General features: G+C 40.4%; 18 protein-coding genes. 9 read left to right on the top strand and 9 right to left on the bottom strand.

From position 1 onward, the window contains the following. Window positions 1-125 precede the first annotated feature (125 nt). Window positions 126-2,321, top strand: coding sequence for a molybdopterin oxidoreductase family protein (locus RM552_RS08770; protein ID WP_311368450.1), 2,196 nt, complete (start codon window positions 126-128; stop codon window positions 2,319-2,321). 108 nt (window positions 2,322-2,429) lie between these two features. Further along, window positions 2,430-3,374, top strand: a complete 945-nt coding sequence (locus RM552_RS08765; protein ID WP_311368449.1) for an AEC family transporter — start codon at window positions 2,430-2,432, stop codon at window positions 3,372-3,374. Here the strand turns inward: RM552_RS08765 and RM552_RS08760 are convergent, their stop codons facing one another. Together RM552_RS08760 and RM552_RS08755 are read right to left on the bottom strand one after the other, a co-directional pair. Then, the gene (locus RM552_RS08760; protein ID WP_311368448.1) at window positions 3,375-5,498 is read right to left on the bottom strand and encodes a penicillin acylase family protein; all 2,124 of its coding nucleotides are present in this window, start codon (window positions 5,496-5,498) and stop codon (window positions 3,375-3,377) included. It lies immediately after the preceding gene. A 44-nt stretch (window positions 5,499-5,542) separates the two neighbouring features. Beyond that, entirely contained in the window at window positions 5,543-5,683 is a 141-nt protein-coding gene (locus RM552_RS08755; protein ID WP_311368447.1) for a hypothetical protein, read from the bottom strand. On the opposite strand from RM552_RS08755, the gene RM552_RS08750 reads away from it, so the two are divergent. Beyond that, complete coding sequence (locus RM552_RS08750; protein ID WP_311368446.1) at window positions 5,682-6,563, top strand: DMT family transporter; 882 nt, start codon at window positions 5,682-5,684, stop codon at window positions 6,561-6,563. The genes RM552_RS08755 and RM552_RS08750 overlap by 2 nt on opposite strands. 38 nt (window positions 6,564-6,601) lie before the next feature. Here RM552_RS08750 and RM552_RS08745 read toward each other — a convergent pair whose 3' ends face one another. The 5 genes from RM552_RS08745 to RM552_RS08725 all read right to left on the bottom strand — a co-directional run bounded on the left by RM552_RS08745 (window position 6,602) and on the right by RM552_RS08725 (window position 11,456). After that, window positions 6,602-7,528, bottom strand: a complete 927-nt coding sequence (locus RM552_RS08745) for a hypothetical protein (RefSeq protein WP_311368445.1) — start codon at window positions 7,526-7,528, stop codon at window positions 6,602-6,604. Continuing rightward, window positions 7,525-8,442, bottom strand: coding sequence for an ABC transporter ATP-binding protein (locus RM552_RS08740; RefSeq protein ID WP_311368444.1), 918 nt, complete (start codon window positions 8,440-8,442; stop codon window positions 7,525-7,527). The genes RM552_RS08745 and RM552_RS08740 overlap by 4 nt, the downstream gene beginning before the upstream one ends. Next, entirely contained in the window at window positions 8,439-8,810 is a 372-nt protein-coding gene (locus tag RM552_RS08735; protein ID WP_311368443.1) for a GntR family transcriptional regulator, read from the bottom strand. The genes RM552_RS08740 and RM552_RS08735 overlap by 4 nt, the downstream gene beginning before the upstream one ends. Before the next feature lie 306 nt (window positions 8,811-9,116). Then, complete coding sequence (locus RM552_RS08730; RefSeq protein ID WP_311368442.1) at window positions 9,117-9,950, bottom strand: phytanoyl-CoA dioxygenase family protein; 834 nt, start codon at window positions 9,948-9,950, stop codon at window positions 9,117-9,119. Between the two features lie 123 nt (window positions 9,951-10,073). After that, window positions 10,074-11,456, bottom strand: a complete 1,383-nt coding sequence (locus RM552_RS08725; RefSeq protein ID WP_311368441.1) for a DsbA family protein — start codon at window positions 11,454-11,456, stop codon at window positions 10,074-10,076. A gap of 218 nt (window positions 11,457-11,674) precedes the next feature. Here RM552_RS08725 and RM552_RS08720 point away from each other — a divergent pair, with 218 nt between their 5' ends. From RM552_RS08720 to RM552_RS08700, 5 genes are all read left to right on the top strand, one after another. Then, window positions 11,675-12,193 carry a type II secretion system protein gene (locus RM552_RS08720; protein ID WP_311368440.1) on the top strand — a complete coding sequence of 173 codons (519 nt, stop codon included), beginning with the start codon at window positions 11,675-11,677 and terminating at the stop codon, window positions 12,191-12,193. 103 nt (window positions 12,194-12,296) lie between these two features. Next, window positions 12,297-12,920: a paraquat-inducible protein A gene (locus tag RM552_RS08715; RefSeq protein ID WP_311368439.1), complete on the top strand. Its 624-nt coding sequence runs from the start codon at window positions 12,297-12,299 to the stop codon at window positions 12,918-12,920. Next, entirely contained in the window at window positions 12,910-13,572 is a 663-nt protein-coding gene (locus RM552_RS08710; RefSeq protein ID WP_311368438.1) for a paraquat-inducible protein A, read from the top strand. Before RM552_RS08715 ends, RM552_RS08710 begins: the two co-directional genes overlap by 11 nt. Next, entirely contained in the window at window positions 13,565-15,193 is a 1,629-nt protein-coding gene (gene pqiB / locus RM552_RS08705; protein WP_311368437.1) for an intermembrane transport protein PqiB, read from the top strand. The genes RM552_RS08710 and pqiB overlap by 8 nt, the downstream gene beginning before the upstream one ends. Further along, on the top strand, window positions 15,190-15,759 hold the full coding sequence (locus RM552_RS08700) for a PqiC family protein (RefSeq protein ID WP_311368436.1): 570 nt from the start codon (window positions 15,190-15,192) through the stop codon (window positions 15,757-15,759). Before pqiB ends, RM552_RS08700 begins: the two co-directional genes overlap by 4 nt. Before the next feature lie 118 nt (window positions 15,760-15,877). On the opposite strand, the gene RM552_RS08695 is transcribed toward RM552_RS08700, so the two are convergent. Both RM552_RS08695 and RM552_RS08690 read right to left on the bottom strand, forming a co-directional pair. Next, on the bottom strand, window positions 15,878-16,468 hold the full coding sequence (locus RM552_RS08695) for a hypothetical protein (protein ID WP_311368435.1): 591 nt from the start codon (window positions 16,466-16,468) through the stop codon (window positions 15,878-15,880). Between the two features lie 27 nt (window positions 16,469-16,495). Further along, complete coding sequence (locus RM552_RS08690) at window positions 16,496-21,541, bottom strand: hypothetical protein (protein ID WP_311368434.1); 5,046 nt, start codon at window positions 21,539-21,541, stop codon at window positions 16,496-16,498. A gap of 315 nt (window positions 21,542-21,856) precedes the next feature. On the opposite strand from RM552_RS08690, the gene RM552_RS08685 reads away from it, so the two are divergent. Further along, a complete protein-coding gene (locus RM552_RS08685; RefSeq protein ID WP_311368433.1) occupies window positions 21,857-25,900 on the top strand; it encodes a hybrid sensor histidine kinase/response regulator transcription factor in 4,044 nt (1,347 codons plus the stop codon). Window positions 25,901-25,909: the final 9 nt, after the last annotated feature.

Here is a 25,909-nt window from a genome sequence, read left to right as displayed (position 1 = left end):
CTGAGGTGTATTAGTGATTATTTAGTTTGATGATTTTACTCGCCCAAGCCTTGGTACTATTCTAATGCTAGCTCACTCTAACAAGTGTGCTTTTTTCACAACAAAATGCAAAAGGGTTGAAATTAATGACAACAAGCACTCAACAGACCAGCGCAAAACATTATTCTACCTGCACACTTTGCGAAGCCATGTGCGGCATAGAAGTCACCACTGAGGTGCTCGACAATGAAAATCTTATCACTGCTATTGCCGGCGATAAAAATAACCCTTTCAGTCAAGGTCATGTTTGTCCAAAAGCAAAGGCCCTTAAGGACTTATATGATGACAAGGATCGTGTGCGCCATCCGCTTAAAAAAGTAGGCGACAAATGGCAACAAATCGAATGGGATGAAGCATTAGATTTAGTGGCTGAAAATATTCATAAAATTCAGAAAAAACATGGCTTAAACGCCTTCGGGACCTATTTAGGCAATCCCAATGCACACAATTATGGTGCGATTTTATTTGGGCCTTATTTCTTTCGCACTTTGCAGTCGTTTAATCGATTTTCAGCAACCTCGGTTGATCAATTACCCCATCATATCGTTAGCCTTAAGTTATTTGGCCATCAAAACCAAATACCCATTACCGACATAGATAATACCGACTATTTTATGATTATTGGCGGCAACCCTCTTGCCTCTAACGGCAGCATAATGACCGTGCCGTATGTTAAAAAACGATTAAAAGCAATTCAGCAGAAGGGCGGTAAAGTAGTTGTTATCGATCCTAAAAAAACCGAAACTGCCGATGTTAGCAGTGAGCATCATTTTATAGTGCCAGGCACCGATGCCTTGCTAATGTTAGCGATGCTTAATAGTTTGTTTAGCCAAAACTTGTGCAAAGCCGACAACATATTACCATTAGCCGACGGGCTGCTTGATGTAGAAAAGTACGTCGACGCTTACCCTCCTGAAAGAGTTGCAAAATTAGTTGGTATTGCAGCTGACGATATTCATCGAATGGTAAAAGAATTTGCGCAAGCTGAATCAGCATCGTGCTACGGTCGAATGGGTGCTAGCGTGCAACGTTTTGGTACCTTAACTCAGTACCTCATTATGTTGTTTAATATGTTAACGGGTAATCTAGACAAAAAAGGCGGTATGATGTTTACCCAACCCGCGGCTGATTACTTACCTCACTCTGGCCGTGGCAGCATTGCCAAAGGCAAAACAAGAGTGCGTGGTTTGCCTTCATTTGGTGGTGAATACCCCGTATCGGCTCTAGCAGAAGAAATTCTCACGCCGGGAGATGGGCAAATTAAGGGCATGATATTAGGTGCGGGCAATCCAGTGCTCACGACTCCCAACGGTCCTCAATTGGACAAAGCCTTTGAGCAGCTTGAGTTTTTAGTAGCAGTTGACTTTTATATTGGCGAAAGTAGTCGCCATGCTGATGTTATTTTGCCCCCTGTCACTGCACTCGAACGCGATCATTACGACATTGTTTTTCATAAGTTTGCCGTGCGGAACTCAGCGAAGTTTTCACCGGCTGTATTCCCTATGAGCGATGACAAACGCAGCGATTGGCAAATATATTTGAGCTTGGCTGAAAAACTAGAAATACAACGTGCAAAAGATAGTTCATCTGCAAGTGGGCAAATGGACGAAACTGAAGCAGCAATTAAACAAAAATATCAGCCATTATGGGACAAAAAGCCCAGCGGTGTTGTTGACGACTTACTAAAGTCTGGGCGCTATGCAAATGGTGAACATAATTTGAGCCTGCAAACTTTGATTGATAATCCACACGGTATTGACTTGGGTGAACTTCAGCCAAATCTGCCCGACGCTCTGTTTACCCAAAGTAAAACTATCGAATTGAGTATTGACTATTTTATGCCTGATATTAAGCGTGTAGAGGCCTTCTTTTTTGGTGCGCAAGCAAGCGATGAGTCACTTCTTTTGATAGGTCGTAGACACTTAAAATCAAATAATTCTTGGCTGCATAATAGTAAACGCATGGTTAAGGACAGCGCTCGTTGCACCGCGCAAATTCACCCATTGGATGCGCAAAATCACGACATTGAAAACGGTCAAGATATCACTATCGCCTCTCGAGTAGGTGAAATAAACATAGCGGCAGAAGTCACCGACAAAGTCATGCCTGGTGTAGTGTGTGTGCCTCATGGTTGGGGGCACGACAAAAAGGGCATTCAGCTTGAGCACGCACAAAGTATTGCAGGAGTTAGCTGCAACGACCTAACCGATGAAATGGTGCTCGACGAGCTATCTGGCAATGCAGTACTCAATGGCGTACCGGTAAATATTAGACCTGCATGATGATGTATTTGCAGGCTCGCAATAAATGAAGGCAATGACAAGCGTGCAATCGTGCGCTTTTTAACGTATATAGTTACTCTTTAATCCAATAAGACAGATTTTACTAACGTGCCCCTAGATATAGATTTTGCTACCTTTGCTGTTGGCGTAATTGGCCCGGTTATTTTGATGATTGGCTTTGGTTACGGCTTATATCGCTACGGTACACTTGATGATGCCTTTGTGCAAAAAGCGTCTGGTCTCGTGTTTAACTTCGCACTCCCCGCTCTTTTATTTACCACAATCAGCAAAAGTTCTGTCACACAATTAACCGATCTAAAGGTGATATCTATTGGTGTCAGCGGTACTTTATTGGTATTTGTTGTCATGTTGGTACTAGCACCATGGTTAATTAAGCAAAAAGATGATCGGGGAGTAGTGATCCAAGGCGCCTTTCGATCGAATATGGGTATTATTGGTTTAGCCTACTGCACAAATGCTTATGGCAGTGAAGGTTTAGCTTATGGTTCAGTTTATCTTGGCAGTTTGACCATCATTTACAATGTATTGTCTGTAGCAGCACTTAACATATATCAGAATAAACAAACCAGTTATGCCAAGATAGTTAAAGATATTTTGACTAACCCTATTATATTGTCGATTGTGGCCGGTTTACTTGTCTCCGTTTTTGCAATTCCTTTGCCGGCAATCATTGACAACAGTGCCGGTTATTTTGCACAACTCACGTTACCTTTGGCGCTATTGTGTACAGGGGCAGCTTTGCGCTTTTCTACTATTCGTCAAAACGGAGTTCCAGGTATACTGAGTATCAGCATCAAATGTATATTCTATCCATTGATTGTTGTTGTGTTAGCGATACTGTTTGGTATTAAAGGAATGCCTTTGATGGTGATTTTTTTAATGGCCATCAGCCCTACCGCGGCAGCTAGTTATGTTATGGTGAGAAAGATTGGCGGAAATCACGAATTAGCCGCGCAAATTATTGCTATTAGTACAGTGATTTCCGTGCCCTTTACCTTGCTTGGGTTTATTTTGATCAGTGCATTTTTATAATCATTGGCCAGGTCGATATCGCCGCTTAGCCTGTTTCTCGACTTCTTCACGCTCAAACAATACTCTTCGCTCTTTATGATCAACAAACATTTCCATTTGGTCATTATAATGAGGGGAGTCTTGTAAGTCGGTCGCAGCGCCATATTGATGGATCGCCTCAGAGCTTACCAGGCCATTTTTATCCCACGAAACAAACATCATAAAACCATCACCGGCTATATTCTCAATCTGTCCATTTTCGTCCATCTCTTGACCATAAACTGCCCTTAAAATATCTGGGCCACCACTCATCGCTAGGTTTTTATTGCCACGCTTTAAACGAAAAACCTCGCCATAAGGCACCTCAAAACTGCCATGATATTTTACTAATTTAGACACGGCTGTTTTAAAGGCCAATGTGGTATCGTCAAAACTCACTTTTTTGCCTCGGCCTGTTTGCACTGGCTCCAAGGTCATAACTGCAAGAGCTGCTTGCTCATTGTCCTTATGAGTAGAAAGGTTCCACTTGCGCAGGGCACTTAAAGCTTCTGCCTCAAGTGTGCTATAAGCACTGTCTTTTTGCTCAGCAAGCCATGCGCTAAAATGCCGAATTTGATTTGATTGAGGATGATAAGACAAATCATACTTGGCCTCTTTAAGTGCTTGCATAGATATCTTTTCTTGTGTAGCAAAGAGAGCTTCTATTTGTAAAGCGCGATTAGTAACAAAGCTTTCTATCCCCATTGAAGCGGGATAATCAGATACCTTGGCGTCGTCAGCACCATCGGTGGCCTGCCACGGAGGATTATTTGCGTTGTATACTAACCCCGATACAGGATTATGGGTCTTAGGCATGAGGGTAAAATCATGATATTCATTCCATATAAGATTTGAACGGTCACCTGGCAAAACATCTAGCCAATCTGCTTCAACGCTGCGTTTTGGAAATTGAGCGTTGTAATAATGGGCTATGTTGCCGTCTTTATCCGCGTAGACAAAATTGATGCTTGGCATGGCTTTTAATTTAATCGCGGCTTCAAATTCGTTTATGTTTTTCGCTTTATTGGCATCCAGCATAAATTCAAGGGTTCTTACCTCGTTCATGCCGGCCCAACGCATAGCAAACAAACCATGCTCGGTTTCCATAACGGGCCCATGTTGGCTAATTTTAATATCTTTATTGAAGGTCCACCTTATGGGTCCTAGTAATTTCACTGTTAACTTGGCTGTTTTTACCGAAAAGTCTGTCCATTTCCCGTCCAATAAATACTGATTATCATTGTCTGGATTGATGTTTAATTGATACACGTCGACTAAGTCAGGCTTATTTACAGTATTGGCCCAACCAAGACTCTCATTATGGCCATGAATAATAACTGGCGCTCCTGGAAAGGTTGAGCCCGCCATATTCCAACCTTCTTCACTATTTAAACGCGCTTCATACCACGCGACAGGACCAGTAAGCGGTTGATGACTATTAATTAGCAAGTGAGTTTGTCCCTCAGCCGAACGATGCGGTGCAATTGCAATACCTTGGCTCCCAATTGGTACCGAATTCTCAGATGCTTCTGCAATAAGTAAATTACCATTGACTACATCGCTAAGTATTTTGTCAAAACCATAGAACATGGGAGTTTTAAACGTAAAGCCGGCAATAACATCCTTGGCCGTTACAGGCAGCAAATAGCGACTCACTGCGTCAAGGTTTTCTGCCGCATACAAATTAACCCCATCAGCATACGCTTGGGCAATTAGCTTTATTTTTTCAGGTACTTTTGCATCGTAGTGGGCGTTTACAGTATCCCAAACCCCCATAAACTGAACAACAAAATCACTTTCAATCGCGTCAAAGCCTACCTCAGCGCTGCGCATTCCACGAGTTGCGATAATGATAGATTGTAGTGTTTCAAAATCGTCTTCACTTTGCACATAAGCTAAGCCAAACGCGGTATCGCCATCTGTTTTTCCATAAACATGTGGAATACCTAGGGGATCACGTAAAACTTCTACATCATATTTTTTTGCTAGTGCAATATACTCTTTACCACTTGGTTTACTTGGCAAACTTAGTTGTGCAATAAGCAACACGATCAAGCCTAGCGTTAGTATTACTACAATTATTTTTTTTAACGAGAACAACTTCATATTTAACTTTACCTAATTGTCCCAAGTTGGGCTTAATTAATTTACTAATGATATAATGACACATTCTGTGCTGCTAGCCAGCCATTCATTATCATATGTTCAACAGGAACTTTTTTGCACGCTTCAACGCCGTCTTCTCGTTTTTTCATTATTGGCTTGTGTTTTGCGTTGGCCGGCACTTTCATGTTTTCTCTTAAACCTATATTGATTAAATATGCCTACGAACTGGGACTCAATAGTGAACAAGTTATAGCACTAAGAATGATAATCGCTATGCCTTTTTATTTATCTTTGGCTATTTATTTTTGGGTGAAAAAACAAGATAAAAGGGTCACATATAAAGCATGGATATGGAAAATTAGCGGCCTTGGTGTGCTCGGTTATTTTATTGCTAGTTATTTAGATTTATTGGGCTTGCAGTATATTAGCGCGCAATTAGAACGGGTTGTATTGTTTTGCTTTCCGACTATTGTTGTAGTGCTCAGTTACTTTATATTCAAAACTAAACTACCTAAAAACATCTGGCTTTTGTTGGCGATGTCATATGCTGGTATTTTGATTATTTTTGGTCACGATTTGAAGACTTTAGGAGATGAAGTCTTGTTAGGCACATTTTTGGTTTTCATTAGTGCTGTCGCTTTTGCGATTTATGTGGTGTTTAGCAAAGCAATTATTACCCAGGTTGGTAGTCAAATGTTTACCAGTATTGCAATGCTGGCGGCCAGTGTTGTAATACTAGTTTACTTTGTTGCTACACAGCCTATTCAATCGCTATTTGTAAACATAGAACAGTTTGCAGTAGTTGCGTCGGTTGCTATATTCTGTACCGTTATTCCTTCATTACTAGTAGCAGAGGGCATACACCGCATTGGACCTGAGCGCACAAGCATTGTCGGTACTAGCGGGCCTGCTATTACTTCGGTATTGGCGGTATTTTTGCTGGATGAAGCATTTACTGGCTATCATGGTTTGGGCTTGGCACTTATCATGGCTTCAATCGGATTAATGATAAAGCCTGAGAAAAAGTCTGTTGAAGCAAAAGAGCAACCCGACACTCTCGCGTAAGGTTGCTCTGAAGACTATTTTGTAGCCTGTAGTTAGTGTTAAGCCTCGTGACTACGATTTACTCGCAACCAGTATGTTGCTGCCAGAAACAAACACCCAATCCCAATTGGAACAATACCCGCTTTGGCAAAAATAATGCTATTAACAAAGAGTGGAGCTTGAACAATCATATTGTCACTGTTAAGCATTATATTCACTGAATCACCGGGATTAAGTCTAAAATATTCTTCCAATATTTGAATGAAGAAAAACGAACCATTGCCAAAAATTTCAACAAAAATAAATTCAGCAATAAGAATCGCTAATACTGGCAATACCGCCCATAAAAAAGGTGCGCGTTGAGCAATCATCGATGCCAACATCAACCATGTAATTACCGGAAAAAGCCATATCGTGATTGCTACCACCCCAATTAATATCGTCGAAATAGGCCCCAATATTCCTATGGAGCTAAAAAACGTCCAAATGCTGGTATCGGGGCCTAAGCCGCCAAATACTGACACAAGAGAGGCCAATAACAGTGCGGCAATAATAAATAAAGCCCCTGCAACAATAAAAACCAGAGGAATAACAAAAGCACCCGTCACAAACTTTACGGCTATGGTTTGCGCATCTGAAACCGGCAGTGAACGCCAAAAATAGACAGACAAATCACGACGCTCATCAAATAAACAAGCTAAAAAATACTTAATTTGCAAAATGACTGCAATCAATAAAAAAGGTATAAAGATAACCAGTACAAAAGCAAAATTCCTGCCTAAAGACCTTGCACTGTTGTCATTTAACTCGCTGGCCAACGCAATAAATTCACCAACCTTAGCTGCTTGATACTCGTTTAGTGCCAACAAATGTGATGCCAGCAATATAAACAATAATATGGCAAGGACAAGGGGAGTCCACACTAAACTTTTTTTGTATTCCCAGATTTCGCGCTTGAAACTGCTTAGGATTTGAAGGTAATTCATATGCTTTCTCCTTCTGTTTTAGGCTCTGATACGACACTCTGGTTTTGTATTTCATTAGGACTCATCAAGCCCACAAAAATATCAGCCAAGGAAGGCGTTTGCACTTTGCCCATTTCAGACAATGGTGGGAAATTTTCAGGTAAAATTTGGGTATCAATTAGCATGCTATGCAAGCCCATCATACTGTTAATATAAAGAGGCTTTAGTGCCGACGCTTGAACTAAAAATTCGTTATCTACCGCTAGTAATTGATAGCGATTTAAGAGTTCTTCACAGTTTGCATTAACGGCAATTCGTCCCTCTTGTATAAAGGCAACGTCAGTTAAAATGTTTTCGATTTCTTCAATTTGATGTGTTGTCACTACTATGCACTTTTCTTCAGTGTAAAAGTCTTCAAGTAGATGCTTGTAAAACTGTCTTCTGGTAAGGATATCCAAGCCTAAAGTTGGTTCATCTAGAATTAAGACTTTTGCGTCTACCGCTAGTATTAATGCAAGGTGTAATTGCGTCACCATACCCTTAGACAGGGTTTTAACTTTAGCAGACTGGGAAATATTGGTTTTAGCTAGAAACGCTTTTGCTTTTTCAAAATTAAAATTAGGATGAACGCCTTGCATATATTCAAGTGCCTCTTTGACTTTAAGCCACTTAGGCAATACCGCAACATCAGAGATATAAGCAACATCGTTGAGCATTTTAATGCGCTGTTTATTCGGCGAGTACCCGTTCACTTGAATGTCGCCGGTATAACTAGTTAAACCTAAAAGCGCGTGTAAACAAGTACTCTTACCGGCGCCGTTAGGGCCAACTAAACCTAAAATTTGGCCCGGATAAACTGACAATTCGATCTTATCTAACACATGCTTATTACCATAAGACTTAGAAAGATCTGTGATATTGATTAAGGGATTCATGACTGCTCTCCTTGCTTAGGCTGAGCAGAGAGTAGGTCTTCTGTCGATAGCTTTAAACGCGCAATTTGCTCCAATACAATAGGCCACTCTTTTTCCAAAAAACTGCTACGTTCTCTCTCCAAGATCAATGACTTTACACCACTTTTTATGAATAAACCTTTGCCTCGTTGTTTTTCCACAATGTTTTCCTCTTGCAGCATTTGATATGCCTTAGAAATAGTAATAGGGTTTAATTGATACTCTGCAGCTACATTTCTGACAGAAGGCAATGCTTCTCCCTCTTTTATATAACCGTCGAGTATTCGACGAATCACTTGCTGATAAAGCTGCAAGTAAATCGGAACATCGCCATCCCATTGTTGAGCCATTGGCCGCACCTCGTTGAATAGAAACTTAAATTGGCTACAGCAATAACATAGTGTTATACCTCACCAACACACTTATTGTAGTGTTATACATCACCAACACACATATTGCAAGTTTTTATTTAATTTATCGAAAACCTCTTCTCAATTTATTGGGAGATCTTCGCTTTCGCGAAGATGACGGGGTGACACTACAATTAATATCCAAGCCAACAAAATGTTGCGTCTTGAGGCGCCATTTGAACAGTTACAAGAAAAAGCAATCAACTATGTTAAAAGTGCGGCGATCAGTAGCTTCGCTAAAAACGCTTAGCTATATATTCGTGTGGGTTCGGCTTGTAACCAATTTTCATTGGCGTACTCAGCTTGTGCAGAGGTAATATGCAAGGTGAACGCATGACGAGATTTACCTGAACGATTCGCTTCGCTATAGTGCGGCAAGACTCCGTTAAACACTACCAGAGAACCTGCTTTTACCTCCAGGGCATTAGCTTGCTCATTCGCTGGCCAGTCAAGGTCTTGCAATTGAACCAACTCAGTGGTGTCATCACTATAACGCTTAAACTGTTCTTTTAAAGGAAAGTTTGCACCATCTTTATGTACCTGCAAGCAACCATTCAATAAGGTAGCATCTTCAATTGCAAACCAAAACGTAACAACCGACATAGGTTTGGTAAAGAAGTAACTAGCATCTTGATGCCAGCGAATTTCACCACCAATTTTGGCTTGTTTAAAAATGTACATCGACTGCCGAATTTCTGGCTGATTAACCCCTACAGCTTGTGCAATTTTTGCTATTTCTGCTGCTTGGCTAAAGGCAGAAAACACATCGTTTTTTGTGTGTAAGGCATGCCCTATTTTGTTGATACTCAGATGTTTTTCTTGCTGTAGATTTCCTTCTTCGTCAAACGCATCTTCTTCGAAAAAGCAACGCACTTTATCACCTGAATTTAAAAAGTAGTCATCGCGATTGGTGTCGGCAGTTTTTGTCGAAAACACAGAACGCGTTGAGTTTGGGTCAAAATCGTCCACTATTTTGTTTGCCGCGTCTTTTAGTGAATTCATTTGCTCAAGGCTAAAGAATTTTTCTAAGGTGACATAGCCAAAAGACTTGAAGTGCGAAATTTGAGATTGATTTAACATTAAAGAGCTCTACCAAGGCTATAGATGATGCCTCATAATAGACTACATTGGGATTGGAACAAAGCCAGTATTGAAGACGATTATTTTGCTACGCCAATTGTACGTGCAAAATGAGCGCATCTATTAATCGCTTAATTGCCGTTGTATTTCTCTTGCTACAAGCCAGAGTCTATCTTGCCCCCAAGTTGCAAATACTTGCTCCCCGTTTTCATTCAACAATCGAAAGCTGGGAACGCCCCAAATGCCCAATTTGTACATCGTTAACCTATTTTCTTCTAGCATGCTTTCCCAACCCGGTTTGCCAAGTATTGTCTTAGCTTCTTGCCAATCAAGCCCTGCTTGTTCAACTACGGTTTTTATACCCGAAGTTTTGTTAGTATTGATGCCTTGAGCAAAGACGCAATTGAGGAAGCTAGAGAAATAATCAACTTCTCTACCCTGCGCTTTTACCCACGGATAAAGGGAATATGCATTGCGTACTGGTTCTCCAATAGGATCATAAAAATTACCATATGACACATTTGCAGCATCAGCTTCTCTGGCGGTATCCATAAAAATGTATAGACCCTTCTCAAGGGTTGCTGGTACACCCCGCATCACCATTGGTAAAATAGGTTTCACAGTCAAATTTACGCCTGTCTGCGATGCTAATTCAACTGTTCGGTCAAAACAAATAGCGGTATAAGGGCTACGTAAGGATGCATATATCTCTAGCGTTAGTTTGCCAGAATCTTTAAGTGTACCAGCATTCAATGATGGCCTATCGACTAATAGGGGTTGTTTTGGGGCTGTATCAAGCCCAAGTTTGGCGAGTCGCTTTTCTAGATGATACAAACGGTCTACACCCCAATACCATTCGTTACCGTAGTAAAGCATGGCTCCTGAGTAATGCTTAAGTGATTCTCTGCGCAATTTACCTTCATTTAGCTTATTTTCTAGTGTTGTTTCGCTTGTCATACCATATTCAACAGACAGTTTATCAAGTGCAGCTTTATCACCTGCCCACATTGCTTCACCTACCTTCGCTACACAAGCAATAAATCCTTTTGAATCTTGCTTAGCTAATATTTTAGATGCCAATTGTAATAAATTGGGGGCAATCGGTTTTTCGTGCTCGGGGAATGAAAGACCATATTCCGGTGCTATATAAAAGGCATCGTAGCGTGAAAGTTTTAAAAGTAGTTCAGGCTCGGGGGAGTTGTCTCCTTTTGCGCTTTCAACTAAATGACAAACTAGTTTTGCATCATAACGTTGAACAAATGATGTTAATATCTGCGCCACAAGGTGACTATAGGCATCATCCACTTGATGGAAATACTCAATACGATGCGCTTCACCAGTTTTTTGTCGCTTTAACTCCGCTTTACGATGTCTTTTTACTGTTTTCGTTTTACTGAATAAATAGGTCATCGCTTTTGACAATAACCAGCGCCGAAATATACTCGGATTAGATTCACTCGCACCGCTGCGGCGAGTAAATTTAGGGGCTTGCGATTGACCTTTCATTATTACCTCTCCGCTATTTCTTAATTAGCTTGCATTTAAAAACTACGCTAGAAAGGAAGTAATTGTCAACAACAGCCGGCTTTTTCATCCTCGCTAGTGCAGGCCTTTTGGATAGGAAACAAACATTTTTTAGGGCGTAGACCAAGCCATTAAATTAAGGGAAGTGCCACTATTGCCGATAACCACACTATAAAACTGTAGTCAGTCAAGAGTCCTAAGTGTCAGTATCAACAAGGTATCAAAATGGGTTTACGCTAATTGAGCTTATCATAGTCATTGTGGTGCTCGGCGTATTGTCTATTGTGGCCTTGCCACGGTTTATAGATTTATCTAGCGATGCAAAAATCGCTTCGCTTGAAGAATTGGCCAAACAAGCCAAAAGTACCACTCAAATGGTTCAGTACAAAGCCATTATTCAGGGCTTGCAAACTACAAGTTCTAATCCAGGCAATGGGCAAAGTGAATTTATCGTCAATTTTAGTTTTGGGAGTGTTGAAGTTGATTTTAGAAGTTTATGTCCTGAAAGCCAAGGTGAGTTGGGAAATCGTTTAGACTTTCTCGATTTTATGTCCACATCTTTTAACGACCAAATTACCACTAGAGTAGACAATCAATATACACTTTTTGGCTACGACGTACCCACCAGCGGAACCCCAACTAATCAAGGTTGTTACATAATTTATGATTCCTTTGCTGAGCCGCAGTGCACCATAGAAGTTGTCACTGCAGACTGCTAATACCTAACATATACTCTTGCAAATACTCTTGTAAATAACTTGCGGTCAACATTGCTATCTAATAGTCTTTAGGATGACCTTTCAGTATTTCTGGCAATAAAATATGGAAGCTACGCATCTTCATCCAAAACAGCAAGCATGTCATGACTGTGATTTACTCATCGAGTTACCCGAGCAGCTCAATGATAATCAGTCTTTGCTATGCCCTAGGTGCAAGAAGGTGCAATGGACACAATATAAGCACCCTGTTGATAAAACTGTTGCCTATAGTTTAACAGCACTTATTTTGTTGGTGATTGCCAATGCCTTTCCCTTTTTGTCTTTTGACGCACAAGGACAAACGCGCACTATAACGATTATCCAGGCCTCTAATGAACTTTATATACAAGGCTTCTACTTATTAGCATTTTTAGTTTATGTTTGTGTGCTGCTATTTCCGGCAATTTATTTAAGTTGTTTACTCGCTATTACAATACCCACAAAAATTGGGCTTAAGCCACCCTTTGCGATCACCTTGGGTAGAACCTTGAGTTATTTACTACCGTGGGTAATGACAGAGGTATTTATGGTGGGAGTATTGGTGGCGTTAATCAAAATTATTGAGCTTGCTGACATTGTTTTTGGTGTGGCATTTTGGGCATATATTGGTTTTGTGGTTTGCTTTTTGGCATCTTCGGCTATTGCCAGCAAACACCAACTATGGACATGGATAAATCATGGCAAATGAAAATGTCACGAATATAGATTCTACCAATGATTCAATTAGTTACCCTGAAGGTACCGCCGCAAGTTTAGGCAAAGTAAGCTGTCGTACATGCCACTTTGTAACTGACCTAGACTCGCAATATTGCCCACGCTGTAGTGATCGCCTGTATTTACGATATCCAAATAGCGTACAACGAACACTTGCGATAGTTTTGACAGCAATACTTTTTTATATACCGGCTAATATATATCCAATTATGACAACTACCTTATTAGGCGATGCAACACCCAGTACCATTATCAGCGGTGTTTTACTATTTATCGAGCATGGTTCATACTTTGTTGCGTTCGTTATTTTTAGCGCGAGCGTGTTGATTCCTCTGGCAAAAATGATAATCATATTATGGCTTTGCTACAACACTTCAAGATCAACAAAGCTATCAAAGAATGAGCTTACTTTTTTATACCGCGTGACCGAATTTATTGGCAAATGGTCAATGATAGATATTTTTGTAGTCGCAATTTTGGTGGCACTTGTGCAATTTGCTGGCATTATGGTAATAGAGCCTGGCATGGCCGCTAGGGCATTCGCAATTGTGGTGATTTTAACGATGATTGCTGCGCATCAGTTTGATGTGAGACTAATATGGGACAGGCAACAAAAAAATGAGTAATAACGACGAAAATACTAAAGCGGTCATAAAGCAAAAATCTAACTTTTCAGTTATATGGATATTGCCTTTCATTGCTGCGCTCATTGGCATGGGCATGGTCTATCATCATATTCAAAATCAAGGTATCGAAATCACTATTGTGTTTGAAGATGCACAAGGGCTTGAAGCCAACAAAACAAAAGTTAAATATCGCAACGTTGATATTGGCACGGTAAAAACAATCAATTTCAATGAGGATGGTACGTCGATTGAAGCCTTGGTCGAAATCGACCGAAAAACCCAACAATTCTTGCATAGCGATAGTCAATTTTGGGTAGTGCGGCCTCGCATAGGAAGCTCAGGTATTAGTGGATTTGGCACACTTTTATCTGGCGCCTATATTGCGATAGAGCCGGGTAAATCTGCTTATTACTCGGAACGATTTATAGGCTTGGAAGTACCGCCTATTTCATCACCCACTAGTGCAGGTTTAAAACTGACTTTAGTGTCTGAAGGTGGCAAATCTTTGCAAGAGGGCAACCCCATTATTTATCGTGGTTTTGAAGTGGGTGCGGTAGAAACGGTCGATTTCGATGTCGCATCCCGCCAGGTGACTTATGGCGTTTTTATTAGAGCTCCTTTTGATAATTTAATTACTACCAATACCCATTTTTGGAATGCTGGCGGTTTTTCGGTTTCAGCAGATACCCAGGGCCTAACCGTCGATTTTGCATCAATGGAAACAATTCTATCAGGGGGTGTGCAGTTTGATGTGCCTGAAGATTTAGAGTTAGGCAAGCGCGTTGATGCACCTCGAGAATTTAAGTTATATTCATCTAAAACAGGCATTACCGAAGACCGTGTCTATGAATATCTAGAATACGCGATATTGGTTGAAGATTCGGTAGGGGGTTTAGATATTGGCGCTCCAGTGGAATATCGCGGTATTTTGTTGGGCCGCGTGCATCGCCCTTATTTGAATTTCCATCAGAAAAATCTTATTGACCCCGACGAAACGCGTATTGCGGTAATAGTGCATATTGAGCCTCAGCGACTTACGCAAAACGCGGGTTATGGACTCGAATGGTTCGACAAGCAAATGACCGAATGGATAAAAACGGGCATGGGCGCAAGACTTGAAACCGCCAATTACCTTACGGGCTCACTCAAAGTTAGCTTAGATATTGATCTTGATTTAGTGCAAGAACAAGACTACGAACTTGAATATTTCGGCAAATATAAAGTGATTCCCACATCGCAAAGTGGCTTTGCCAGTATCATGAACAAAACTGAACAATTATTAATTAAATTAGAACAGCTACCTTTAGAAGACATAGCAAGAAGCACCACTCGCGCTATCGACTCTGCAAATACCACAATATTATCGGCCAACTCTAAAATTTTAGCCACTCAATCAGTGCTTGATGCAGTTGAAAGCACTTTGCTTGAAGCTAAACAGACGATGGGGGGCTTACAGCCTGATTCGTCTGTGTATAGAAAACTAGAAGACAACTTAAGTGAATTAGAAAGAACCTTGAATATGATGCAACCATTCTTGCAAGAAATAAGAAGAAAACCTAATTCACTCATCTTTAGCGATCCGCCACCGGCCGACACCGAACCAAAAGGGAAATCGCAGTGAATACAAATAAACGAATCAAACAATCGACTATATTATTAATGTTCGCTTTATTGCAGGCATGCGCAACCTCTGCTCCACCCCCAGATACATTTTATTATGTGTTAGACCCGACGCCCAAAAGCTTTGCAGTAAAAAACACCGAAACTGAAATCAAAATATTGCCGGTGAGTTTGCCTGATTATATGAATCAACCTAATTTGGTGATCAAACTTAGCGATCACCAAATCAAGATTACTAACTACCATTATTGGGCTGATGATTTACGACAAAGTGTACAACGGGTTGTTATTAACGAACTTAACCAATTAAACGACACCATAAATTTCACGCAACAATGCCGAAACTGCATTAATGTAGATATTAGTATTGACCATTATTACCCAACTGAAGGCGGTGATGTATTGTTAGCCGGAACCTACGTTATTATTGGCACCAACGCTAAACAGAATATAAATAGCTTTAGTTATTCAACGAGTCTCTCTGAAGGAGGCTTTGAAGAATCAGTGTCTAAAATGCGTGAACTCCTCGATGTTTTGAGTACCGACATCAACAACAATTTGCTTTGATTTAATAAGGCAAAGCGTTGATAAACGGGGGGCTAAGTCTTTTATTTGGGCCACTGAAAAACATAAAAAGGCTTACTCAAATAAAATGAGTAAGCCCTAATTGATCACTTGTGAATATTTAGCACCTTCGTTGAAACCATAGTGCGATAAGTCCACTCAGAAGTAAGATTATAACCGTTGGAGATGAAACCTGACTTGGCGGGACCACTCGCAATAGATCAGTATTAGCATTACTCGTCACGTTAATTGGAAATATACTCAATGGTGGGAAGAACCCCTGATCAATATTAGTAGCGCTATACCCAAAATTATCACTTTCCCCTAGCATCAACGCTGTCAGACTAAAACTTGCAATATTAAATTCTCCAAATGATGGGTCAAATGGGAAAAAGTCTATAAAGGTAAAGTTGATTACATTGCTATTTTGAACCACTGAAAGACCGACACTAAAGAAAGGGTCAAATAGATTAAAGTCAGATGAAATACTGCTTTCATTCAATTGAAAAATGTTAGCATCTAAAATGACATCAAAACTAAACAGGTCGAAGTTTTCGAAAGCGCCAAAGTTTGAACCTGTAATCGTGACATTTATTTCTTGCCCCGTTAGTACTTCGTCATTATCCACATTGATTTCGACAAGTGCCGCAATTGAATGTGCTGAATATAGCAGGCTTACAATACAAAATAGTGTATTAAATAGAGTTTTCATTTTTTTAATTTCCTTAATATAAATTATTTATTGAACGGCACATCGTGCACGTGTGCATAAAGGCATCAATGCCCTTACATCAAACATATTCACAACATTGTCTTGGTTAATATCAAATTCGATATCAACAATTTGACGTTGCTGTAAGGCTCGTAATAGTCCATAAACATCGTTTAAGTCGACGTCGCCATCCTTATCCCAGTCTCCGATTAATACATCTTCACTTACATTCACAGTCAGCATTATTTCAGTTAAACCTTGGGAGATATCTGTACTGGATAAACCTAATATCGTATTGCTTTCGCCTACTTCCTGTGCTTCAAAAGCCACCACAAATTGACACATATCCATCGACGCAAGAGGAGTTCCAGTACAATTGTCAGATACAATTTCCCAAGGTGCTTTTAAACTTTGGAATTTAGTCAATTGCAGACTTTCAGCTGGGTTGGCTTCATTGATATTAGCCACTGTAATCACAAATTCTGGTTTATCACCTAGTCTCGCGTCATCGATAGTTTTGCTTGGGGATACCGAGTAAGCGAGCTGTGGTACGTCTGCAGGATGCACAAAGGTTAATTGTTTATTCGTGCTTACGGTTTCACCAGTATCCAACATTGTTGCTGTTGCTGTAAGCATGGCATTGACTTCGTCAAAGCCATTGGTGTTTAGTGGTGTTTGTGGTAAATCACTCGCATAACTAAAACCGGCCCCAATACTTCGCGAACTACCTATATCAATGCCGTCTAAAGCATAAGAAACTTCTACAGGCGTAATTCGGCAAGCTTCACCAGTCAAGGACATCCCTGATAGATTAACTACACTGCTTAAAGTTAAGGGGCGTTGACCAGTCTCATCAACAAAAATCATCCCATCAAGGCTAGGGCTTAATTCCACACTCTCGAGCACACAAGAATCCAATTGTCCTAAACAAAAATCTTCTAAAACAATGCTGCCCACTTCAGATGCATCAACTTGCACAGCAAATTCATGTATACCGCCATCTGCAAACGCTGACATATCAATAAAAACTTCAGCAAAATCGTTGGTTAACTCGCGAGGAACAAGCTCCCAAACTGTCTCCCCATTCATTAATATTTCTATTTTACTTTTATCGCAGTTTTCGAGACATCCACGTTCGATTTTGTAATAAAACTTTAAGCGAGCCGCTTCTGTATCTGGCATTGTGACAATTTGAGATAAACGCAGGCGTTCTGGCAAATTGTTTTGAGTACCAATTTTAGCTCCGTAAAAGCCTGTCAGGGCATCCCCGCCTTGTGCATACTCGAGTTCGTTCATTGTCGCATTCCAAAATGCCGAGGCATTGCCTGCTTCAAAACTAGCATCTCCGAGAACATTGTTGTCACATACGAGGTTGGCATTTTCGCCATAATCGATTTTGACATCATCAATTAACCAACCTAAGTATTCTTGTGATAAATCACCACGGTCTAAAGGCGGTAGTACAGTAAAATTGAGGTCAACACCTATACCTGAGGCATCGCTTGCACCATTAACAAACTGTAAAGGCCAGGTGACTTTATGCCAACCATTGGGATAATCTTGAGGAACAAGATAATCTATAAAATCACCATTATTTTGATTGTCGGCTCTCGATATCTCAAGTTTGAAATCCCAGGTACTAGGCTTATCAATGTATTGCCACCAAGAGATCGTCGGGCCAGCACCATCTTCAAACAAATAAGGAATATTGAGCTCTTTTCCTAAAAATATAGTGTTTCTTTCATTGCTGTCTAAAGAACAAGATAAATTATTTGTGCTACTTATTACATAATTACCACTAGGCATGGTGCCATCAGCAGCAGGTGTCGCCGCGAGTGGATCAGGAAAGTCACAAAATTCTTTAGTTGTTCGCTGCCATTCGCCAAGAGCAGTTATGGCTGTTGCACCAAACGGTTCTGAATCACTCTTAACTTGCCAATTATCCCATGAAGCACGCTGTCTATTGGCAACTCCGGTATATAATTGTGCCTTCCCTTTGATTAAATCGGCATTATCAATAATGACATTCAGTTCACCTGTTGTTACTCGTAGTGAGTCGTCCTTGAGTCGCTCCAATCTAAACAAGCGATTTGTCTTCAGTGTGCTGGCACTCACATCTGCCGCTATAGAGTTGTCAACTATGGTGCCATTTATTACTTCAAATACATTCAACTGATGTGAAAACAGGTTACGAAACGGGATTTGAGCAGACGTCACTTCGAAGTAGTAACCATTAGCTATACGTAAATTTGGATCATCTATTGCTAAAACCGACCATCCATTCCCAATTGAAGCATTGCCTATATTTCCTTGAACAGAAAACGTTTGTCCAATTCTTAGGGTTGCTGCCGGATTGATGGCTGCATTTGCTCTTGAGGGGTCGTTATTGGCGTACTGCAATGCACCAGCAGAAATTTCGTATTGCCCGCTATTACCGATTGACGTTTGTCCGTTATTACTAATATTGAATAAGAAGTAATAATTAATATTAGAGGTAGCGGTATTAAATTGATCAAATGAATAACTATCAAAATCGTTTTGCAAGAAAGCATAGCTCTCATCAACATTGATATTAATTGCACTACTTGTGCTCACATTATCACTGCCAGTGATCGTCATAACGAGTTCATAATTTTCGTCACTTGCTTCGTAACTGTGACTGAAAATACCAGTGCTCGCTGGGTAATCAGAGGGATCTAATTCGATTTCTTGCTTACTCCCATCGCCCCAATTAATCAGTAGCGTATATGGACCATCTAGCATGCCAGCTGGATCGTCAAAAATTGATTGCACCGAAACTAACCCGGGTGCAACGCCATTAACATCCTTGCCTAATTCTCGGCTATTGATGTCAAAGACGCGAGGCCGCTGAATTGTAGGTGGTTCGTTGATTATTCTTACTGGATATATCTCGCTTATCGTGTCACCTCCGCATGGTGGAGCATAAGACACTCTTACTTGGATAGACTGTTCACTTATATCTCCATTTAATACTTCAACGGCCGCTACTTCGCCGGTGCCAATTTCGGTTACGTCTAAATCTATACTGCTTGAAGGGTTTAATACTTCCCAAGTATATCTGCCTTCTGGATTACCAGCGTTACAACTCACTAGCATTGACGTGACTTTATCTTCTGTACCATCAGGCAATACCTGTTGTGAAGTTACAAATCCATTGGCCGAAAGTCGGTCGTTGTTATACTTGGGATCATTATATGAGTCATCATCGAACAAGGTTAAATTCCAATTGTCTGATGGCAAACAATAACGAATACTAGACGCTTTATCACTGAAACCCGGATCGCCTGCTTGATTACCGTTCAGGCGCTTGAAGTCGTCCCAATTTTCAAAGTTTCTGTCTAGCCAATCATAGGTAACCTTGCGGCCCTCAAAATTACGGTCCTGGTATAGCTCGACCCAAGGATGGCCTTGTTGACTGCTTGCGCGGCCAAGTAAACCTTGCCCTTCATTTAAGACAAAATCGCTAATTTCTACTCTCAGGTCGCCATCTCTTGCTATACAACGGCCTTCGTTGTTAATGCGGTTGTGAGCAAGCTCCGCAAATCTTGCAGTGCCACTTGGACCACGATTATAAAATGCCGCCGAGTAATACAACAATTCACCAGACGGAGTAATATGAGGCGCACCGGATGCGTTGAAATTTGCTTCTTGTTTGGCAAAATTATCAGGCTCACCAGGTAAAAAACCCGCAATACCAGAACCTGCACTTCCACCCCAAATTCCGCCGATAATAGCACCAATACCTGTGCCAAGAATCGGTACAGCTGAGCCTATAGCGGCGCCCGCAGCAAAACCTGATGCGCCGCCTGCTGCTCCATCTGCCACATTTATGCCATCGGGTAAAAAAGCAACGAAATTGCCAGCGCTAGATAGTTTTTTATTATCAATACGCACGGTAGAAACGTTAATAACGCCGTTGTTAAAATCGGGTAGATTCATTTCGAGTAAATGCAATCTATCACTTCCGTTAATAAACGGTGGCCCAAAACCTGTATTTTGCGACGCTATTAGAAACATTTTTTCAGGTGAACTAGCGCTAGCCTCTTGATGTAAAAAGTGTATGTTTTGAAAAGCGTTGCTTGGTTGTGGAAACCCTGCTTCTTTAGCGTTCAGTTCAGCATAAAACTCCCAATCACCAGGTTCACTGGCTTCGGCCAGAGATTTCCCTCTTGCAGTAGCATAAAACTGCCAATATGTATCAGACGCCGCTGGGACTAAAATAAAATGACGATCTTGATATTTCACAGCACCAACAAAACCAAGTTTATCGTTTTCCAATACTCGGCTAAATCTCTGATTAACGGTATCTTCGATATTATCCTCGGTCACTATGGGCGGGTTTTCTTCAACACCACTACCGGGGTCGGTGCCGCCGATAGGGCGCACAAAATCATACATAAAAATAGGATTACTCGGTTCGCTAATATCATAAAAACGTACCACCGAATCAGGTATATCGCTTATGTTATCAGGACAATAATTTTCGCTTTCGGTTTGACATGAGCCCTCTAAGGCAACCGCAAGTACATCGCCAATAACGGTCATTCCACCTGGATGCCAATAATCTGGAAAGGCAATTGTTTTGACTACTTTATCTGAATTAGGAGGCGTTGTATTTTTGGTTTCTTTGTCACGGGCAAGCCTATTTGACCGCATACGTTCGCCAGAACCATTACGAGACCGCAATTCAATCACGTCAACTGTACCTAAATTATCTGCAGCGAAATCGCTGGCGCCAGAACGCGCGACGTATATAAATGGTGTACCTGGTCCGTTGCTTCTTGCAATACCTTGCACGTGTTGATCTGAAGTATAGCCTGGTACAGGTTTAGGAATGATTGGTTCAGCTGTAATAACTGAATCAACGCCTGGCCAATAACCCATCCATTCCCCGTAAGTAGATATCGCTGCGAACTTTTGCTCTACGTCTTGGATCGTATCATTTTGGTCGTTGATAGGTTCAGCAAAAATGGTTGCCGAACCGCATGCAATAGAGACTGCCAGTAGTGCCTTTTTGAGCTTACTTTTGATTTTACTATTTGGTTTCAACATGTCCTTAACCTTTTTTACTTATTGGTATTTAGCATCATTACTGAGGGTATTGAAAAGAAGGGATAGGTGTTTGTAAAAATGTTGCAATGTATAGCACAATTGTTGCAATTAAATATAATTCAATAAATTCAATTATTTAGAGCCCTAGGAAAAGGTGCTTTTGAAGCTGACTAATTATTCGGATAGATGCTTTGTAGGTAAGAGTGTCTCTGTAAATTTTGATTTTTGTGATTATCAATGGTTTATGGTTGATATAATTTGCACTCAGTATATATTTGAATTACACCAAATATATGTTGTAAAAATCAATTAGAAATGAATTCTAAGTGCATACCATCTTTAGAAAATAGCATCACGCTCATAAGGTGGTGTTTCACTATTGTTGTCTACACTATATGCACTTTAAGTCACGCGAAGACTGATTTTTCTGAGGTTGGAAAACCTGTTACTCAAATTTATAGTATGACTGAACACGGTGGTGATCATCAAATTTGGGATATTATACAAGATGACAAAGGCTGGATTTATGGCGCAACAAACTCGGGACTAGTCATTTGGGATGGCGAACAATGGAGCCGATACGATACACCAACTAGAGGCGTCGTGCAGTCTCTTGCAGCTTGTCAAAAAAACAGAATTTACTTGGGCGGAACTAATGAATTAGGTTTTTTTGAGAGCGATGCCTCAGGAGCCATATCGTTTATCTCTCTGCTTGAGGAGTGGGACTTTGAGTCAAGGCAAATAGGAGAAGTACAAACCACCATTTGTTATAAAGATGACGTATTGTTCGCAAGTGCTTCTGGCTTGTATTTTTACGACGGAACAAACCTATCCTTAATTGACATTGCAAATAAGTCCATTGATAAGATTTTCATGGTGAAAGATCAAATCTGGGCAAAATTTAAACAAGATACACATATTTCTAAAATTGAGTTGACTACTGAAACCACTCTCCTCGAACCGGTAATTAAAGGTTTACCCGAAAACGCTCGTTTAGTCGACGTTATCGAAAAAAACAAATTTACCCAGACCATTGTCACAGCGCGTCATGGCGTTTACGAAACAAATACTCAATCGTCCGAGACTTCGCAAGTTATTGTTCCACTTCAAAGCAACGCTACCATTAGCAGTGCACTATTGGACAGGCAAGGCAACTTATATCTTGGTACCAACAGCGATGGACTATTTATTTATGATCAAAGTTACCAAGCAGCAAGACATTATCAAGAAAACGATAATATTGGAATGAATGCAGTTTATACGCTGTTTCAAGACTACCAAGACATTATATGGTTAGGAGGTTCACCCAATATTGTTACAATGCAAGCGCCCCATTTAGCAAGCGTATTTAAACTAGGTGGCCAATCAGATGTAACCGAAGCGATCGAGGTTTTAGATGGGGGCCTTTACGTCACAGGAAATGGTTTTTTTCGTTTGCAAGCGTCTAATAAAGCATCTGGTCAAGCGAGTTTTACGAATTTACTAAGCGATAACAAGTTCATTTATAGCGCTATAATTTATAAAGGACACTACTTGTTAACCGCCCCAAATTCTATTTATGCTGCAGGTTTAGATGAATCTATAGTATTTGAAAAAGTTATGGATATTGAGCGTCCTATTTCGCTCTATATCGACAAATCGAGCAATACTCTTTTTTTGAGCAGCGCAGAAGGTCTAGGAATTGTCGACTTAAAAAAAACAGGTCAAGAAACGGAAAATTGGCAAGTAAGGTGGATTGACGGTACTCAAGACTTGAATGATTTCATGGCAATTGACGATAACGGCGTAGTTTGGATGGGTAGCCGAACTCAAGAATTGTACCGTATTGAAAACGCACAGCATGAAAGTAAGCAAATCAATATACAAAAATTTACTGCAGATAGTGGCTTAGGGCGGGTTAACGTTCTGCCGTTTTATACCAAAGATCAAGTCGTGATTGGAACGACTAATGGCTTGATGCGATATGACAGAGCGAGTAATCCGCCACTGGTTTTTATAGAGGAATTTCCAGAATATTTTCACACACCCGAAAATGATATTTTTAGATTTATTGAAGACTGGCATTACACTGATGGCCGGCGTATATGGTATCAAATTGGTAATGATGTGGGCTTTGTTAAAAAGGACTATGGTCAAGACTGGCAAAACTTCCCAACCGCCCTAATAAATTACCCTTATGAATCCTATAGGGACTTTCAAACCACCGACGAAGACACGCTTTGGGTTTCTATTTTATCAGGTAGAATTTTTCGTCTAAATATTGACTATGTTTCAAGCCCTCCTAAACCAGGAAAGTTAAATATCCGCGGTATAATCGATACACGCACTACTGAATATATATCACAAGAAAGCTTTACTGGTCAGCAACTCACGTTTGATCAATCGAATAATTCACTCAGATTCACTTTCGCATTGGCTGACAATGCTTCGTGGTTTGATACCGAATATAGAACACGATTAATAGGCAGTGGCGATGATAGCTGGGGAGTTTGGTCACGCGATACAGAAGTTGTTTTCTCGCAGCTATCAGGGAGCGATTATACTTTAGAAATTCAAGCGAAAGATATTTGGGGACAACAGGTTTCACTTAGCATGCCCTTTGTAGTTATTCCCCCCTGGTACTTGAGCTATTGGGCCTACTTCACCTATTTTTTATTTTTCCTATTAGCGCTATACCTGAGTGCTCAAATGGGTAGGAAAATAAAAAATAGACAACTTGAAGCTCAAAATAAGTATTTAGAAGAAACGGTTAAGATACGAACCGAAGAGGTTAGCGCCAAAGTAGAAGAGTTGCGTGAATTGCAAATCCTTAAAGACCGATTTTTTGCTAATGTATCACATGAATTTAGAACGCCCTTGACCTTAACTATTGGTCCACTGCAAGCCTTATTACAAGAGAATCAAAATAAGCTCTCAACAGACGTAAAGCAATTTGCTGAAAGCGCACTAAATAATGCAAATAAAATGCTTGCTCTGGTGGGTCAGTTTCTTGATATCAATCGTTTAGAAGCCGGTAAATTTCCTATTAGAGTGAGCCAATACGATGCTGCTGATTTGATGCGCAGAGTTTCTGAGCGTTTTGCTAGTTGGGCTCAACAAAATAATCAGACAATTGAATGCCTTGACTGTGAGGAAATTGCCTTGGCTTGGTTTGATCAAGACCAAATTGATAAGTGTGTGTCCAACTTAGTGTCAAATGCTGTCAAATATAGTGGGCCAAATAGCCACATCCACCTCAGTATCCTGCATAAACAAGATTTACTAGGCTTGAAAGTCAGCGACAATGGCTTGGGTTTAAGTCAACAAGCAAAGTCGAAAGTATTTGATCGGTATTATCAAGATAAAGCATCCGAAAAAATCACTCAACCAGGTACTGGCATAGGTTTAGCCTTAGTAAAAGAACTCGTTCACTTGCATCACGGTTCAATAGATTTAGAAATCGAATTGGGTAAGTACTGCAATTTTACACTGTGGCTTCAAAAAGAAAATGTGCTGTTTAAGCCTGCGGACATAGTTGAACAATTTGATTTAAAAGGCACACAAGCAAAAGAACCCGAAGTACTACCAGCTCTATTGAACAAAGAAGAAGCATCGTTAGCAGAAGAACAAGGGCAAGATAAAACTACACTATTAGTGGTAGATGATAACGCTGAGTTAAGGCATTTTATTAGTCTTCGCCTTGCTTCGAATTATCGCATTTTACAGGCAAAAAACGGAGAGGAAGGAGCATTAGTTGCTAGCAAAGAATTACCCGACTTAATTATAAGTGATGTCATGATGCCAGTTTTGGACGGATTGGAAATGACTGAAAAGTTAAAACAAAACTCTGCGACATCGGGTATCCCCATCATTTTATTAACAGCAAAAGCAACAAAACGAGAAACAGTGGAAGGGTTCATGACAGGTGCAGATGATTATTTGGTTAAACCATTTGATACATCTGAATTAGTAATGCGAGTAGACGCTTTAATCAGGTCGCGCAAAGTAATCCGACACAAATTTTACCTAGACCAACAAGAGAAAAAGGGTATCCATTCAAAGTCTGACAGTTTTGAAGACTCAGTAACCCACCATATCAACATGCAACTAAGTTCACCAGATTTCAATGTAGAGAAGCTTGCAACTTTGATGTTTATGAGCCGTTATACCTTAATACGAAAATGTAAAAAAGAGATGGGTATGTCACCGATAGAACTGATAAAAAATGTCAGAATAGAGCGAGCTTGTATACTTTTGAATGGTGAAAATAAAAATATTTCGGAGGTAGCATATGGCTTAGGTTTTGAAAGTCTCAGTTATTTTTCACGCAGCTTCAAACAACATACTGGTAAAACGCCAAGCGAATATGCCGATACTTGATTAAACATC

It is taken from the genome of Glaciecola petra (genome assembly GCF_031846345.1).
Lineage (GTDB): Bacteria > Pseudomonadota > Gammaproteobacteria > Enterobacterales > Alteromonadaceae > Glaciecola > Glaciecola petra.
Note: the sequence above shows the minus strand (reverse complement) of the source record. Positions and strands in the feature narration are given on the sequence as shown.